This window comes from Vallitalea okinawensis, from assembly GCF_002964605.1.
Lineage (GTDB): Bacteria > Bacillota > Clostridia > Lachnospirales > PQDH01 > Vallitalea_A > Vallitalea_A okinawensis.
This window is the reverse complement of record NZ_PQDH01000009.1, coordinates 86,060-101,170: the sequence shown is the minus strand read 5'-3', so window position 1 is coordinate 101,170 and position 15,111 is coordinate 86,060. Positions and strand designations below refer to the sequence as shown.

Here is a 15,111-nt window from a genome sequence, read left to right as displayed (position 1 = left end):
ATAACTCGGTCAATTTCATACAGAAAGCACATAATGGGTTCTATGGAGTAGCGAACCATGGACGGTGAGCCCGGCTGTCAAAGACATGGAGGTCTTCCCAGCCGGCGTAATAGAACCCATTGTGTGCTTGACTCTACGAGATTAATTTATTTCTTAGTGATTTTATGAATATTTTAACATAGCAAATTCTAGATTTCAATGTTGTGAGCATGAGATTTTGTGGTATAATGATAGCAAAATATGAGATTTTATGGGGGTAGAAGGTATGAGAAAGATATTATTCGTATTACTTATAATATCTTTGCAAGTTGGGTGTATTGGAAAGGGTAGCAAAGATCCAGAAGTGATAACCATTAAAGTATTATCTTTTGGGTTTGAAGAAACAAGGGTTAATAATCTCATTGATGCAGCATCCAAAATCAATGAAGAATTCAAAAATGAAGGTATGAATAAGATCGTTGAGGTTGAAGTTGAAAAGTATACCGGTCAGTTATGGGATGATTATGATGAAATCTTCAAAGAAAGATATGAGAATGAGGGGTTAGATATTTTCATAATAGGTCATGAAGATATCGGGTGGCTTGCATCTGATGGCTATATCGTTCCACTAGATGAGTTGACTGAGAAAGATACATTTCAGGATGTTTACAGTACCTTATGGCAATCAGTAGAGTGGCAAGGTAACAAATGGGGTATACTTCAAGACTTTGAAGTACAACTGATTTTAGCTAATAAGGAGAAATTACTTGAGTTAGGTTGGGATGAAGAAGCAATTACTGAATTACCTAATCAGATTAAAAAAGGGCAATTTACATTAAACGATATGACAGAAATAGCTGAGGATGCCGTTAAGAAAGGGATCGTTACCAATGGTATATTACATCGTCCGGTTAATGGCCAAGCTTTTTATATGATGGCTAAAAACTTCGGAGCATTTTATTACGATGAAGATAATGGTGAGGTAACCATCTCACAGTCAGGATTATTAAAATCTTTAGAATATTATTATGATATAGCTAGGGAAAAGGGAGTATTACCTACGGATAATACATTAAAAAACTGGGAGCAGATCAATGAGATAGTGATTCGAGGTGATGTATTATTTTATTATGGAGCAACCTATACTATGTATGATTTGGTTACGGAAAGTGGTGCAGATCTTAATAAAATACTCGATAACTATGTACCTATGTTAATACCTGCGGCTAAAGATTCTGGTAAACCAATAACCATTTCCCATCCGTTAGTTTATACTGTAACAAGTATCAGTGAAAATAAAGATATAGCTTATAAGCTTCTGGAATATGGCAATAACCCTGAAGCGCAAGCATTACATGCGGTGGAAACATATCACCTACCTGTTACAAAGAGTGGAAGAGAATCGGAGAAGTTCAAAGAGAATCAGTTCCTTAATGATTTGATGTACACTTTAGATTATACTTCATTCTTGCCCAATGACGATGAGTTCAATATCATATATCAAGCTTATTTTGATGCTATTCAGGATGTGGAGTTAGGTTTAAAAGAACCGGAAGAGGCTGCTTTACAATTTCAAAAATCCATTAAGAAACATTTTGAATATAAATGTTATATCAAGGAGTGAATTTAATTCACTTCTTTATTTTTTACCCCTTAGGTCTTTAGTTTTTCTATTTCATCTTTTTCTCCTCTGTATTAATATGAAAGAAAGAAAATCAGTTTCGTAAGGGGGATGGCTATGATAGCACTTAGTACAGATTATATGAATGAGATACCTAGTACCTATGAAATAGAGAAAATATTAAAAAAGATATCGGAAGCTTCTTTTAGCCATATTCATTGGTGCCATGATTGGGACGGAAATCATATTTATTCCATACATGAAATGGATCAGATACAAGAATGGTTAGAAAAGTATAACTTAAAGGTAAAAGCTGTTCACGCTACAGAAGGTGGAAAGAGACCTAATGAAGATGGTAAGTACAAATATAGAAATACATATGACAATAGAAAAGACTATACGTCAGAAAATGAATACAACCGTTTAGCAGGAGTAGAGTTAATCAAAAATAGAGTAGATTTAGCACAACGGATTGGCGCCAAGGAAATAGTCTTACATATGCAATTACCTTATGTAGCCATGGAGGAGTCAGAAGAGTTTACTAAGGGCTACTGGACCCAAGTATTTAAATCATTTGATGAACTTGAATGGTATTGCAAATCTAGGAGGATAAAGATAGCTGTTGAAAATCTTTTAGGAACACCTAATCAACATCAAATCAACCAGTTTGATCTCTTATTTGAGCGCTATGATAAAGATTTTATTGGATTCTGCTACGACTCAGGTCATGGTATTTTAACCATGGATGATGATCCTCTTGAGTTATTGAGAAAGTATAAAGATCGTTTAATAGCTATGCATCTCAATGATAATGTTGGCATCAGGAACAAAGAGGATCTAAAAGATGACGTTAAAGTAGCATCCCATGACTTACACCGCATACCTTATGAAGGTATTTTGAATTGGGATGAGCTAGCTAGTCTTGTAGCTGTTTCACCTTATGAGTTACCCATAACAATGGAGATTGTTTGCCGAGATGGAAAAGAAGATGAATTCTTAAAAAGGGCTTATGACAATGGCGTGAAGGTTAATAACAAGATAAAAGAATTAAGAGAAGATTAGGGGTGAAATACAATGTTGAATCGGTTGATCAAACTTTGTATAGGTTGTTTTCTCATCATTTTTTTAGTAGCCTGTGGCGAAGAAAGTTCAAAAGAAGTTAGTCAAAAAATAACCTTTGTTGATACGGCTTCAGGAGCTAATTTTCAGTTATTTTTTAAGGAAACGGTCATACCTAAAGCTGAGAAAGAGCTTGGTATAGAGATTGATTATGTGGTTTCATCGGAACCAGAAATGAGAGAACGGATAAAAGCATGGGGTGAAAATAAAGACGGTGATATTCATTTAGTTTTCTTAAAACCTCAAGGGTTTTACGGCATGAAACAATCGGATATCCAGTTCGCAAAGCTAACAGAAGAAAATGTACCTAATATGGCTAAGATAGACCCTAAATATCGTGAAAAGACTCAGGGTATTGAGCTAGAAGGAGAAGCAGCTACTTTTTGGCATACTGCATCAGGACTTCTCTATAACTCGGATAGGATACCTAATCCACCAAAATCGTGGCAAGAGTTTTATGACAGAAGAGAAGAATTTAAAGGGCATATTGGTGTAATAAGACCTGATGCAAAATCAGCTGGGGGTAGAGAATTCATCTATACATTCCTTAATGTTAACGGAGCGGATTTTTCATTACCTGTAGATGAGCTTATTAAGTCTGAGGGATGGAAGAAAGCCGTTGATACTTATGAAGACTTCAACCAGTACTTTTATGACCCTATGGCATCTGAGCCACCAGTACTCTTTCAACAATTTAAATCTGAGGAAGTATGGATTACAGAGTATGCTATTGATTATACATTATGGAGTAGGGATAAAGGATTACTGCCTGATACCATTAAAGCAACTTTTCTAGAAGAGGGAAATACAGAAGGCGGTGGTTTTATCATGGTTATTCCTGATAAGATATCCGATGATAAGAAGGCGTTAAGCTACCTAGCTTTAGACTATTTTATTTCTGATGAAATCCAAACGGATTTAGTCACTCAGATGTGGCAATATCCAGGTACAATGATTGAAGATCAATTGCCAGAAGAGGTCTGGGACAATATACCTAAGTGGGAAGAAGCAGAGGCTGCTCAATTGAAAATATCCAACAGTGAAGCAATGGACTATATCAAAGTTAATGGAATGAATTTAGATGAAGAATAAGTTGATAACATTGTTATTCATGCTGCCAGGCGTGTTATGCTTCACCTTATTATTTTTATATCCAATGGGATATACATTTATGTTAAGTATACAAAAATCCGAAATACCCTGGGAGTTTACCTTTGAGCATTACACCAATTACTTGACCAGTGCGGAGGGGTGGCGAATTCTATCTCTATCCTTCAGTTTAGCCTTATTCCCAACCATTCTAATTATACTGGTGAGCATTCCTTTCAGTCTGTTAATAAGAAAGAAATTGAAAGGCCACCGGTTTTACCGATTACTCATGATATTACCCATGATGGTGCCAAGTCTTATCAGTACATTAGGATTAATGTTACTTTTCAATACCAATGGATGGTTTAACTTATTTCTATTAGATGTGTTGAAGGTATCTGAACCACTGAGTGTTAATTATACAATGAAGGGGCTTATCATTTATTATGCTTGGTTGCATTTTCCATATACAGCCATATCAACATTGGTTGCTGTAGAGGGCATGGATCGGCAAGCAGAATCAGCAGCATCGGTTTGTGGTGCATCTCCATTACAAGTATTTCGCCATATTACCTTACCACTAGTTATGCCAGGCATCCTATCAGGATCAATTATGACATTCTTATTATGTTTTGGAACATTTAGTGTACCCCTGATAGCAGGCGGCGAATATCGTCCCATTGCTGTTCAGGTTTATACGCAAACAGCAGTATTCAATGATTGGTCTAAAGGGAGTGCATTAGCGATTATCATGGCAGTTATTCAAGTATTGCTCATGATGATCTACCTCAAGATCAGTAGAAAAAGGGTGGTCAAATGAAAAGAGTATATATAGTCATTAGCCAAGTATTGTTGTTATCCTTTGCCCTTTTCCTATTAGCACCTTTTATCGTTATCTTCGTTACATCCTTTGCTAAGAGATGGTTTGGTACCGCCTGGCTACCTGAAGAATTCAGTTTGGAATGGTATAGTTGGGCCTGGAAGATAGCTGAAGTACCCATGGTGATGTTTAATAGTCTGTCCATTTCCTTTATGGCCGTTTTTATAAGCTTAATTATTGCCATACCAACGTCATGGACTTTAGCAAGACGTCATATTAAGCATAAAGAGATATGGCTGTCATTATTCTTGCTACCAAGAATGATCCCACCTCTAGCTTTTGCTTTAGGTATTGCCAAAGTATTCTATACGGTGGATTTAATTGATACCTATATGGGTGTTGCATTAGCGCATGTGACTGTCTGTGCACCCTATTGTATATTAATACTGACCAGTACATTTGAAGGATTAGATCATCGTATTATGGATGCTGCTTCAGTTTGCGGGGCTACTCCGTTGCAAACCTTTTTTAAAATAACATTACCTTTAACCATGCCAGGTATTTTATCAGCTATGATTTTTGCATTTACAACATCCTATAATGAATTTACTTTAACCATTATGACTTATGGTCCTAAGACAATGACATTACCTATTAAGACTTACTTAGCTATCGGTGATGGATTTTGGGAAGTTGCAAGTGCTATATCCATCATCTTGTTAGTACCTTCATTGATTATACTATTTATCATACAAGGTAAGTTAAAGCCTGAGAAGTTAATGGGTGGATTTAAAGGGATTTAGAAAAGTTAGGAGTGCTTGAATTGAGAGAGAAGCCGATGATTGAACTGAATGGGGTTGTAAAACGGTATGGTGACATAGAGGCTGTCAAGGACTTATCGTTGACAATTAACAAGGGCGAATTAATTACGTTACTAGGAGCAAGTGGTTGTGGTAAAACCACGACACTTAAATGTATAACAGGGCAACATTATCCTGATGAAGGTCAGATTTATATTGGAGGTAAAGATGTAACAACTTTACCAACTTATAAAAGAAACATAGGAATGGTATTTCAAAATTTTGCTCTTTTTCCACATAAGACAATTTATGAAAATGTTGAGTTTCCTCTGAAAATAAGAAAATTCCCTAAAAGGGAAAGGCATCAACGTGTATTAGAAGCATTAAAATTAGTCCAATTAGTGGAACATGATTATAAATACCCCAAGCAATTATCAGGGGGGCAACAACAAAGGGTTAGTTTAGCTAGAGCAATGGTCTATCAACCTAACGTGATTTTGTTTGATGAACCTTTATCTAACTTAGATGCAAGACTAAGAGAAGAAATGCGATTTGAGATTAAAGATCTACAGAAGAGAATGCAGATAACATCTATTTATGTAACTCATGATCAGGAAGAGGCTTTGGCACTATCTGATAGAATAGCCATCATGAATGAAGGCGTCATCGAGCAATATGGTACGCCAAAAGAGATTTTTAGCCGACCTAAAACCGCTTTTGTTGCTAGGTTCATTGGATTATCCAATTTCATGAGTGGTGAAATGGTGTCAATGAAGGATGGACGGGCTCTCTTTAAATTAAAGGATCTTATTGTCGAAGCAAGATGTCAGGAAGAATTATCTCATACGAGTGGTGAATGGCAACTCATGGTGAGGCCATCTCAAATCAATTTATTACCTACTACCCAGAAATCTGCTGATAATCAAGTTATAGGTACCATTAAGTCAAAAACTTACTTAGGTGATTTAATCGATTATCGAATTCAGATAAATGAAAATTGTGTTTTGAGGGTTCAATCCAATAGAAACATGGAGCAGGGTAAAAGTGTACTATTAGAGTTTCCGCCACTTGAAGGGTGGCTTGTTGCTAATAAATGAAGGGAGTGATTCATGATAGTGAGGGGTTAGCAAAGAGAGAATAAAGAATATTTATAATATTAAGAAAAAACCGGAGGTGTTGTATCAAATGAATCCTATTAAAAATCTTAAATTTGATAAAAGGACTCTTATTAATTTTCTAGTTGTTGCTATTGGTAGTCAGATTATTTATTCCATTAACGCTGTACGTAGTGTACTTTATGAACCATTTAGAGAGGCATTAGGTGTAAGTAATGCTCAGTTAGGTTTCTTATTAAGTTTAATTGGTATTATCTCTATGATCATGTACGTTCCTGGTGGATGGTTCCAAGATCGTTTCTCTAATAGAAAATTATTATCAATTAACTTATTGATTACAGGTTTATGTGGTTTCTACTTAGCGTTTGCACCATCCTATAATGGTTTACTTGTTGTATTCGCTCTGTTTGGTATTACTCAAGAGGCTTTTTACTGGGCTTCAGTTTTAAAGACAGTTCGTATCCTTGCTAAAGATGATCGTCAAGGTACAGCTTTTGGAGCTTTAGAATTTGTCCGTGGTTCTACTGAATTTGCAACTAATGCCTTAGCTATGATTATCTTCACTATTGTTGGTCAAAGCGTCTTTGGTGTTAAAGTTGCTTTAGGAATTGATTCAGCTTTAATTATCCTTATGGCTATTATTACTTGGTTTGTTTTACCAGAAGAGATTTATATTAAAGCTGATACAGCTAAAGAAAAGAACAAATTAGCCCTTAAAGGTTTATTAAAAGTTTTACTTATGAAAGAAGTCTGGATGGTAGGTTTAGCAGCTAGTGGAGTTTATACAGTATATATTGGTTTGATGTACTTCTTACCTTTCTTACAAAACGTTTATGGTATTCCTGTAGGTATGGTAGCCATCTTTGGTTTGGTTAATACATCCTTAACACGTATGATATCCAGCCCATTAGCAGGTGTGATTGGTGATCACAAGTTTAAGTCATCTACCCATTTCATGCGTTTAGCCTTTGCTTTGGTTATTTGTTTCTTAACGGCTATTATTCTATTACCAAAGAATAGTTCATTTATGATTCCGGTATTAGGAGTCCTCATGTGTATCACAATACTTTGTTATATGTTAAGAGGCGTTTATTATGCACCTATTGGTGAATTAAAGATGCCAAAAGAAATCAGTGGAGCAGCAATGTCTGTAGCTGCATTCATAGGTTATTCACCAATGTTTTGGGCTTATGCAACTTATGGATACATGATGGATAATTATGATCCAGTAAGTGCTTATACAAGAATATTCTCTATCCAATTAACATTTGCAGTAGTAGGTTTCATCTTGACATTTGGTTTAGGTAAAATTATTGAAAGAAGAAAAGGCTTAACAGACGAAGCGAAACAAGCAGCATAAAAATAAAGATTTTATTCAATTAAGAAAAGGGCAGAGATGTCCTTTTCTTGTAATTATTAAACGGAGTAAAGCATGCTAATTTCCAATGTTTTGAATTGAAATGATATCATAATAGTGATAAAATAGGCATCAAGCAGACATTTATGAGGGGGACATCAAGTGAAGAAAAGATCAGTAGCATTGTCTTATATTTTTATCTGGTTATCTATAGGCATTTATATTTTTATATGGATGTTTAGTACGATGAAGGGAATCAATCATTATAGAAAAGAAAAAATTTTTAATATAAAAAGAAGAGTAGGGTTGCTTATACTAATATTAACAGCGTTAATGGCAGTGTACTCCCCTTATTTTCTATCAGCATTAGATTTAATGTTCAATCAGGATAGGAGTGGAATAGCATTTTTATTAATGATGATGATTGGATTAATTTTGTCAGTTATTTGGTTTATCATCATCGCCAAAAATCTATGGGATATAGCGAGTGCAATAAGAGAAATAGAACTTGAAATGAATGTAGAGAAGCCTATAGATAATCTATTAGCTACAGCGCTTTTCTTTGTATATTTTACTGCAATTATCTATATACAAAAACATGTTAATTTAGTGGTAGATAAAATAGAAAAATAGAGTGATGTTAAATATGGTAAGACATGAATCTTTTATATGAAGATCATAAGCCACTTAGCGTATTTATTTGATAACTAACCTATAAGGCATGGACTTTTTTAAGTTCATGTCTTTTCTTCACACCTTTTGGTATTATTTTAGCTTGATACAAAAGTCTAGGCAACGTATAATTATATTATATACGTAAAATTGCTGCGTAAAGATTAAGTTTATTATCGAATGATATCAATTAGTATATAATGGTCAGATATAGATAGAAGAAAGAATAGAAAGGGGGAGTTAAGATGCCCTTTACTCATTTACATGTGCATACGGAGTACAGTTTATTAGACGGTTCAAGTAAAATTAAAGAATTAGTCAAAGAAACAAAAAAGATGGGGATGGATGCCATTGCTATTACAGACCATGGTGTTATGTTTGGTGTCATAGATTTCTATAAAACCTGCTTGAATGAGGGGGTAAAACCCATTATTGGATGTGAAGTTTATGTAGCACCTGGTTCAAGGTTTGATAAGAATTCAGCGGACGGTATCTATTATCATCTGGTTTTATTGGCAGAGAACCAGACAGGCTATCAGAATTTAATGCGCATGGTATCAGCTGGTTTCACGGAAGGTTTTTATTATAAACCTCGTATCGATATGGAATTATTAGAGAAGTACAACGAAGGTATCATTGCTACCAGTGCATGTTTAGCAGGTCCAGTGGCTAGAAGGATTTTAAGAAATAGCTATGAAGAGGCTAAAGAAGCAGCTCTAAAGTTAAATGAAATATTTGGTCAAGATAATTTCTATTTAGAGCTTCAAGATCATGGCATGGATCAACAAAAGAGAGTCAATCAAGAGCTGGTACGTATGAGCAAGGAAACGGGAATCCCCTTGATTGCTTCCAATGATATTCATTATACCTATGAAGATGACCAACGAGCTCATGACATACTTCTCTGTATACAAACCAATAAGAAGGTGGATGACGATGACCGTCTGCGCTATGAAGGCGGACAATTTTACTTGAAATCACCTGAAGAAATGCGCGAACTATTCCCTTATGCTCCTGAAGCCATAGAAAACACAGCTAAGATTGCTGAACGTTGTAACGTTAGTTTTACCTTTCACGAGTTAAAGCTTCCTAAATTTGAGGTGCCTGAGGGGTATACTGCTTCAGCTTATTTAAGAGAGTTATGCTTTAAAGGTTTAGAAATGCGCTATGATCCTGTTACAGAAGAGCAAAAATTGCGCCTAGAATATGAGTTATCTGTTATTGAACAGATGGGATATGTGGACTATTTCTTAATCGTATGGGATTTCATCCGTTTCGGTAGAGAACATGATATCATGGTAGGACCTGGTCGAGGATCTGCTGCAGGTAGTATAGTATCCTATTGTTTACAGATTACGAATATCGATCCCTTACGTTACAGTTTGATTTTTGAGCGATTCCTTAATCCCGAACGTGTCAGCATGCCCGATATTGATATCGACTTCTGTTACGAGCGTCGAAGCGAAGTTATCGATTATGTAGTTGAGAAATATGGTGAAGACCATGTTGCTCAGATTATCACCTTTGGAACCATGGCAGCAAGAGCGTGTATTCGTGATGTAGGACGAGCCTTGAATATGATGTATGCAGATGTGGATAAAATAGCTAAGATGATTCCAACAGCTCTAGGAATTACTATTGATAAGGCTTTAAAAATTAATCCTGAACTGAAGGAAGTTTATGATGAAGAAGAGGAAGTTAAATACCTTATCGATATGTCTAGAAGACTAGAAGGATTACCACGACATTCATCAACCCATGCGGCAGGGGTGGTTATTGCTCAGAATCCTATTGTCGAGTATGTACCTCTTAATGCTAATGATGATTCTATTACAACCCAATTCCCAATGACAACTTTAGAAGAATTGGGACTACTTAAGATGGATTTCCTTGGTTTAAGAACCTTAACAGTTATTCAAAATGCTGTGAATAATATTAAGAGAACAAAAAGAATTGAAATTGATATAGAGCAGATACCTTTTGATGATCCCAAGGTTTATGACATGATCGGACAAGGTCATACTGACGGTGTTTTCCAGTTAGAGAGTGCTGGGATGAAGTCTTTCATGAGGGATCTAAAACCTGAAAATCTTGAAGATATCATTGCAGGCGTATCTCTATACCGTCCAGGACCTATGGATTTTATTCCAAAGTATATCAAAGGCAAAAAAGAACCTGAGAATATAACCTATACTGCACCTGAGCTAGAGCCTATCCTGCAAACTACTTATGGGTGTATTGTTTATCAAGAACAGGTTATGCAGATTGTTCGTGATTTAGCAGGTTATACATTGGGGCGTAGTGATTTAGTTCGTCGTGCCATGTCTAAGAAAAAAGCTGACGTTATGGCAAGAGAGCGCCAAAACTTTATTTATGGTAATGAAGAAGAGAATGTACCAGGTTGTATGAGTAAGGGGATCTCTGAGGAGCAAGCCAATCAAATTTTTGATGAGATGACGGACTTTGCTAAATACGCTTTTAATAAATCCCATGCGGCTGCCTATGCCGTTATTGCTTATCAAACAGGCTGGCTGAAAGTTCATTATCCTGTAGAATTTATGGCAGCCCTTTTGACATCCATTATGGATTCAACAGATAAGGTAACAGAATATATCATGAATTGTAAGGACATGGGCATTGAGTTATTGCCACCTGATGTAAATGACGGTTATGGAGCTTTCTCAGTTACAGATGATGGCAAAATTCGTTATGGTCTAGCAGCGATTAAGAATGTTGGTAGAGGAGCTATTCGATCTTTAGTGAAAGAGCGAGAGGAAAATGGTCCATTCACCAGTTTGTTAGACTTCTGTGAACGCCTAAATAAAGACATTAACAAACGAGGTATCGAAGGTATGATTAAAGCAGGAGCCTTTGATTCTTTAGGTGGTACGAGAAAACAATACATGCATGTCTATAAAGCTATCTTAGATGGAGTAGCTTATACGAAAAAGAATAATATAGATGGTCAGCTTAATCTCTTTGCCATGGCTGAGGAAGAGCCAGCAGGAGAGGAATTGCCGGATGTAGGAGAATATCCTATAGAAGCATTATTGACCTATGAAAAAGAAACCATTGGTATTTATCTTAGTGGACATCCTTTATCCAAGTACGAAGATGAATGGCGGAAACGAATTTCTCATCGAACCATTGACTTTTATCATCGCGAGAACGATGTTGAAGCAGGAGAAGACATGGAAAGTACAGTCTATGATGGTCAAAATAGTGTCATTGGTGGATTGATTGTGGACAAAACCGTTAAGACAACACGGAATAATAAAATGATGGCCTTTATTACAATAGAAGACCTTTATGGTATCGTTGAAGTTATTATCTTTCCTAATGTCTATGAAAGGTATAAGGATTACTTAATTGAAGATAATAAAGTATATATTAGAGGTCGTATAGCTAAACAAGAAGATGAGAATGCTAAGCTGATTTGTGAAAAGATGACAACCTTTGAGGAATTAGAAGGCTTCAATAATGCCAATGTATTATGGCTTAAGATTCCTAATAAGCGCACATGGAATGAGCTCAGTAATCGAATTTCTGGGGCATTAATGAGCAGTCCAGGTAGAATACCTGTCAAAATATATATCGAAGAAGAGAATATTCGCTTTGCTGCTGGAGAAGAAATGTGGGTAAAAGTCACCGAAGGTTTAGTAGAGGTGTTAAATGGTTTGGTTGGAAAATTCAATGTTGTTGTCAAATAAGCTGATTATTGCCATTCATAGGGGAAAAACCTTGAATAAAATCTAAAAATAGATTAAAATTAGTATGGATAATGGGTAAAGTATGGAGGTAAATAAAATGAGCAAGGAAATTAAAACAATTGGTGTATTAACCAGTGGTGGTGATGCACCTGGTATGAACGCTACAATTCGTGCAGTTGTTCGTGCCGCATTAAATAAGGGACTACGTGTTATGGGTATTCGTAGAGGATACGAAGGTTTAATCAATGGTGATATCTTTGAAATGGGACCAAAGAATGTTTCTGATATCATTCATAGAGGTGGAACGATTCTTTATTCTGCAAGATGCCCAGAATTTAAAAAACTTGAAGTACAAAAACGTGGTGCTGAAATGTGTAAAGTGTTTGGTATCGAAGGTTTAGTTGTCATTGGTGGTGATGGTTCCTTCCAAGGAGCTCAGAAATTAGCCAATCTAGGCATCAACACAATCGGTATTCCTGGTACTATCGACTTAGACATTGCTTGTACAGACTATACCATCGGTTTTGACACAGCAGTTAACGTAGCTGTAGACGCTCTTAACAAATTAAGAGACACATCTTCATCTCATGAAAGATGTTCTGTAGTAGAGGTAATGGGCCGTGACTCAGGTCATATTGCTGTATGGTGTGGATTAGCTTCAGGAGCGGACGTTGTATTAATTCCTGAGAAAAAAGATGATTATTCTAAAGAAAAAGTTATTAGAAGAATTATTGATAATCGTCACCAAGGTAAGAGTCACAACATCGTTATTGTAGCTGAAGGTGTTGGTGGATCTCAAGATCTAGCAAAAGAGATTGAAAATGTAACAGGTATTGAAACGAGAGCTACAATCTTAGGTCATATTCAAAGAGGTGGTACACCAACTGCCCTAGAAATTAAGCATGCATCTGCTATGGGTGTTAAAGCTGTTGAACTCTTAATTGACGGTAAATCTAACCGCGTTGTAGCTTATAAAAATAATGAATACGTGGACTTCGATATTAACGAAGGTTTAGCAATGGACAAATCTGTTGATATGAGCCTATACGAAATCAATAAGGTTGTATCAAGATATTAAATAAAAAGCTAAGGAAAATTTCCTTAGCTTTTTTTGTACTTTCCTATTCCGATTTTAACATACATAGTTTGGACAATGTCATATGATGGTGTAAGATTATTTCATTTTACCTTTGACAAAAATTACATTCTATGATATATTATTATTAGATAATAATTATTACTAAATAATAATCAATAGATAAATTAAAAGTTGGAAGGAGAAATGATTATGGATAAGTGGGTATGCGTTGTGTGCGGATGGGTTTATGACCCAGAGATTGGAGATCCTGATAACGGAGTAGAAGTTGGAACACCATGGGAAAAAGTTCCTGAAGAGTGGGTTTGTCCACTATGCTTTGTAGGAAAAGATCAATTTGAAAAAGTTGAATAGTTAGCCAATACAAAAACCTTCATAACTTCAGTTATGAAGGTTTTTTAAGCATTTATTAAAAATGCATTGGCTATTGATTAATTTCTATTTTTTGTATAAGATTAATATACATTCAGTTTTAACTTTGAACCCCAAGTGTGGAGGAGATTACTTTGTTTAAAGTAGAGAAAAAGGGTAAATCTCAGATGAAGTCACGGAACAAGATAAAGGTTTTTCGGTTGATATTAAGAGATGGACCTATTTCAAGAACAGATATAGAAAAGAAGCTTAAACTATCAGCACCCTCCGTAACAAGGATTGTGGAAAGTTTAAGGAAAGAAAACTTAGTAAGGGAAATAGGGAAAGAAGAAACATATGTTGGAAGGAAGCCTATTCATCTTATAGCCAATAAAAATGCAAGATTCATTATTGGGATTCATATAGCTAAAAGCAATCTGAAGCTTTGTATAACGAATCTTGGTTCAGAAATCATTTATAAGGAAAGCAGAAGCATTACACATATTGATGAAGAAAGTCAATTTCTAGATGAATTAGACAATATGATCTCATTTTCAATAAAACAGTCAAAGATTGACCAAGAGAAACTTCTGGGGATAGGTATTGCATCAAGAGGAGCCTTAGATTTTAAGTCAGGGCAAATTTTTAATATCAAAAAAGGCATCAAACAAGTACCTATTATAAGTTACTTAAAAGAGAGGTACTCTTGTGAGATTATTATGGAATACAGTATCAATACAGAATTGATTAACGAATATATAGCTATGGACCCATCTAATGCCCGAAAGAAAAATCTTCTATATATCTATTTTGGAGAGGGCGTTGGGGGCAGTATTATCTGTAATGGGCATGTAGTAAGGGGTAAATCCAATCTTGCAGCTAAAATTGGCCATATGCTGGTAGAACCAGATGGTGATGAATGTTATTGTGGAAGAAAAGGTCATCTAGAGGCTTATTGCTCCAAATCAGCAATTGAAAAAGCTTTTAGGGACAAGTCGGGTGATGGAAAGAATGTTGATGTAAGGGCTATAAGTCAACTAGCAAATAATAATGACAGTGTTGGCATTGAGGTTATTCATAATGTGCTTATTAAACTTGCCAATGCCATAAATAATTTATTAGTGATTATTAATCCGGATATTATTGTTCTATCAGGAGAAATATTTGACTATTATGAGGAAGCCTTAAGTATTCTAAAAGATCACGTTGGAAATCTTGTATTTGATCCCAAATTAAATGATATAGAATGGATTGTTCGATCAAAAGAAAAGGTGATGATTGATTACAGCGCAACGGCCTTGGTTATGAACAAAGTATTTAATGTATAGTTATAAAGCAATTAGGCAGTACCATCTTGGCTATTTTAGTTAAGGTGGTTTTTA

12 protein-coding genes are annotated in these 15,111 nt (G+C 35.5%); all 12 read left to right on the top strand.

Translation table 11 applies throughout. The annotated features are described in order from the left end of the window. Positions 1-265: 265 nt before the first annotated feature. The 12 genes from C1Y58_RS20585 to C1Y58_RS20530 all read left to right on the top strand — a co-directional run bounded on the left by C1Y58_RS20585 (position 266) and on the right by C1Y58_RS20530 (position 15,057). The gene (locus C1Y58_RS20585) at positions 266-1,603 is read left to right on the top strand and encodes a sugar ABC transporter substrate-binding protein (RefSeq protein ID WP_157950221.1); all 1,338 of its coding nucleotides are present in this window, start codon (positions 266-268) and stop codon (positions 1,601-1,603) included. 114 nt (positions 1,604-1,717) lie between these two features. Then, positions 1,718-2,662 carry a sugar phosphate isomerase/epimerase family protein gene (locus tag C1Y58_RS20580; protein WP_157950220.1) on the top strand — a complete coding sequence of 315 codons (945 nt, stop codon included), beginning with the start codon at positions 1,718-1,720 and terminating at the stop codon, positions 2,660-2,662. A 12-nt stretch (positions 2,663-2,674) separates the two neighbouring features. Beyond that, positions 2,675-3,811 (top strand): extracellular solute-binding protein, encoded by a 1,137-nt coding sequence (locus C1Y58_RS20575; RefSeq protein ID WP_105618333.1) that lies wholly within the window; start codon positions 2,675-2,677, stop codon positions 3,809-3,811. Then, positions 3,801-4,628, top strand: coding sequence for an ABC transporter permease (locus C1Y58_RS20570; RefSeq protein ID WP_105618331.1), 828 nt, complete (start codon positions 3,801-3,803; stop codon positions 4,626-4,628). The genes C1Y58_RS20575 and C1Y58_RS20570 overlap by 11 nt, the downstream gene beginning before the upstream one ends. Then, complete coding sequence (locus C1Y58_RS20565) at positions 4,625-5,431, top strand: ABC transporter permease (RefSeq protein WP_105618329.1); 807 nt, start codon at positions 4,625-4,627, stop codon at positions 5,429-5,431. Before C1Y58_RS20570 ends, C1Y58_RS20565 begins: the two co-directional genes overlap by 4 nt. Before the next feature lie 20 nt (positions 5,432-5,451). After that, positions 5,452-6,525, top strand: coding sequence for an ABC transporter ATP-binding protein (locus C1Y58_RS20560; RefSeq protein ID WP_105618327.1), 1,074 nt, complete (start codon positions 5,452-5,454; stop codon positions 6,523-6,525). Positions 6,526-6,613: 88 nt separating this feature from the next. Further along, entirely contained in the window at positions 6,614-7,903 is a 1,290-nt protein-coding gene (locus C1Y58_RS20555) for an MFS transporter (RefSeq protein WP_105618325.1), read from the top strand. Between the two features lie 159 nt (positions 7,904-8,062). Beyond that, positions 8,063-8,533, top strand: a complete 471-nt coding sequence (locus tag C1Y58_RS20550) for a hypothetical protein (RefSeq protein WP_105618323.1) — start codon at positions 8,063-8,065, stop codon at positions 8,531-8,533. A 284-nt stretch (positions 8,534-8,817) separates the two neighbouring features. Beyond that, positions 8,818-12,282 (top strand): DNA polymerase III subunit alpha, encoded by a 3,465-nt coding sequence (locus C1Y58_RS20545; RefSeq protein ID WP_105618321.1) that lies wholly within the window; start codon positions 8,818-8,820, stop codon positions 12,280-12,282. 97 nt (positions 12,283-12,379) lie between these two features. After that, positions 12,380-13,360, top strand: a complete 981-nt coding sequence (gene pfkA / locus C1Y58_RS20540; protein WP_105618320.1) for a 6-phosphofructokinase — start codon at positions 12,380-12,382, stop codon at positions 13,358-13,360. Positions 13,361-13,570: 210 nt separating this feature from the next. Next, positions 13,571-13,732: a rubredoxin gene (locus C1Y58_RS20535; RefSeq protein WP_105618318.1), complete on the top strand. Its 162-nt coding sequence runs from the start codon at positions 13,571-13,573 to the stop codon at positions 13,730-13,732. 152 nt (positions 13,733-13,884) lie between these two features. Beyond that, positions 13,885-15,057 (top strand): ROK family transcriptional regulator, encoded by a 1,173-nt coding sequence (locus tag C1Y58_RS20530; protein ID WP_105618316.1) that lies wholly within the window; start codon positions 13,885-13,887, stop codon positions 15,055-15,057. The last annotated feature ends 54 nt before the right edge of the window (positions 15,058-15,111 follow it).

Bases quoted from the DNA above. Each gene is read 5' to 3' on its own strand.
- C1Y58_RS20585 (WP_157950221.1), top strand. From the start codon at position 266: ATGAGAAAGATATTATTCGTATTACTTATAATATCTTTGCAAGTTGGG.
- C1Y58_RS20580 (WP_157950220.1), top strand. From the start codon at position 1,718: ATGATAGCACTTAGTACAGATTATATGAATGAGATACCTAGTACCTAT.
- C1Y58_RS20575 (WP_105618333.1), top strand. From the start codon at position 2,675: ATGTTGAATCGGTTGATCAAACTTTGTATAGGTTGTTTTCTCATCATT.
- C1Y58_RS20570 (WP_105618331.1), top strand. From the start codon at position 3,801: ATGAAGAATAAGTTGATAACATTGTTATTCATGCTGCCAGGCGTGTTA.
- C1Y58_RS20565 (WP_105618329.1), top strand. From the start codon at position 4,625: ATGAAAAGAGTATATATAGTCATTAGCCAAGTATTGTTGTTATCCTTT.
- C1Y58_RS20555 (WP_105618325.1), top strand. From the start codon at position 6,614: ATGAATCCTATTAAAAATCTTAAATTTGATAAAAGGACTCTTATTAAT.
- C1Y58_RS20545 (WP_105618321.1), top strand. From the start codon at position 8,818: ATGCCCTTTACTCATTTACATGTGCATACGGAGTACAGTTTATTAGAC.
- pfkA (WP_105618320.1), top strand. From the start codon at position 12,380: ATGAGCAAGGAAATTAAAACAATTGGTGTATTAACCAGTGGTGGTGAT.
- C1Y58_RS20535 (WP_105618318.1), top strand. From the start codon at position 13,571: ATGGATAAGTGGGTATGCGTTGTGTGCGGATGGGTTTATGACCCAGAG.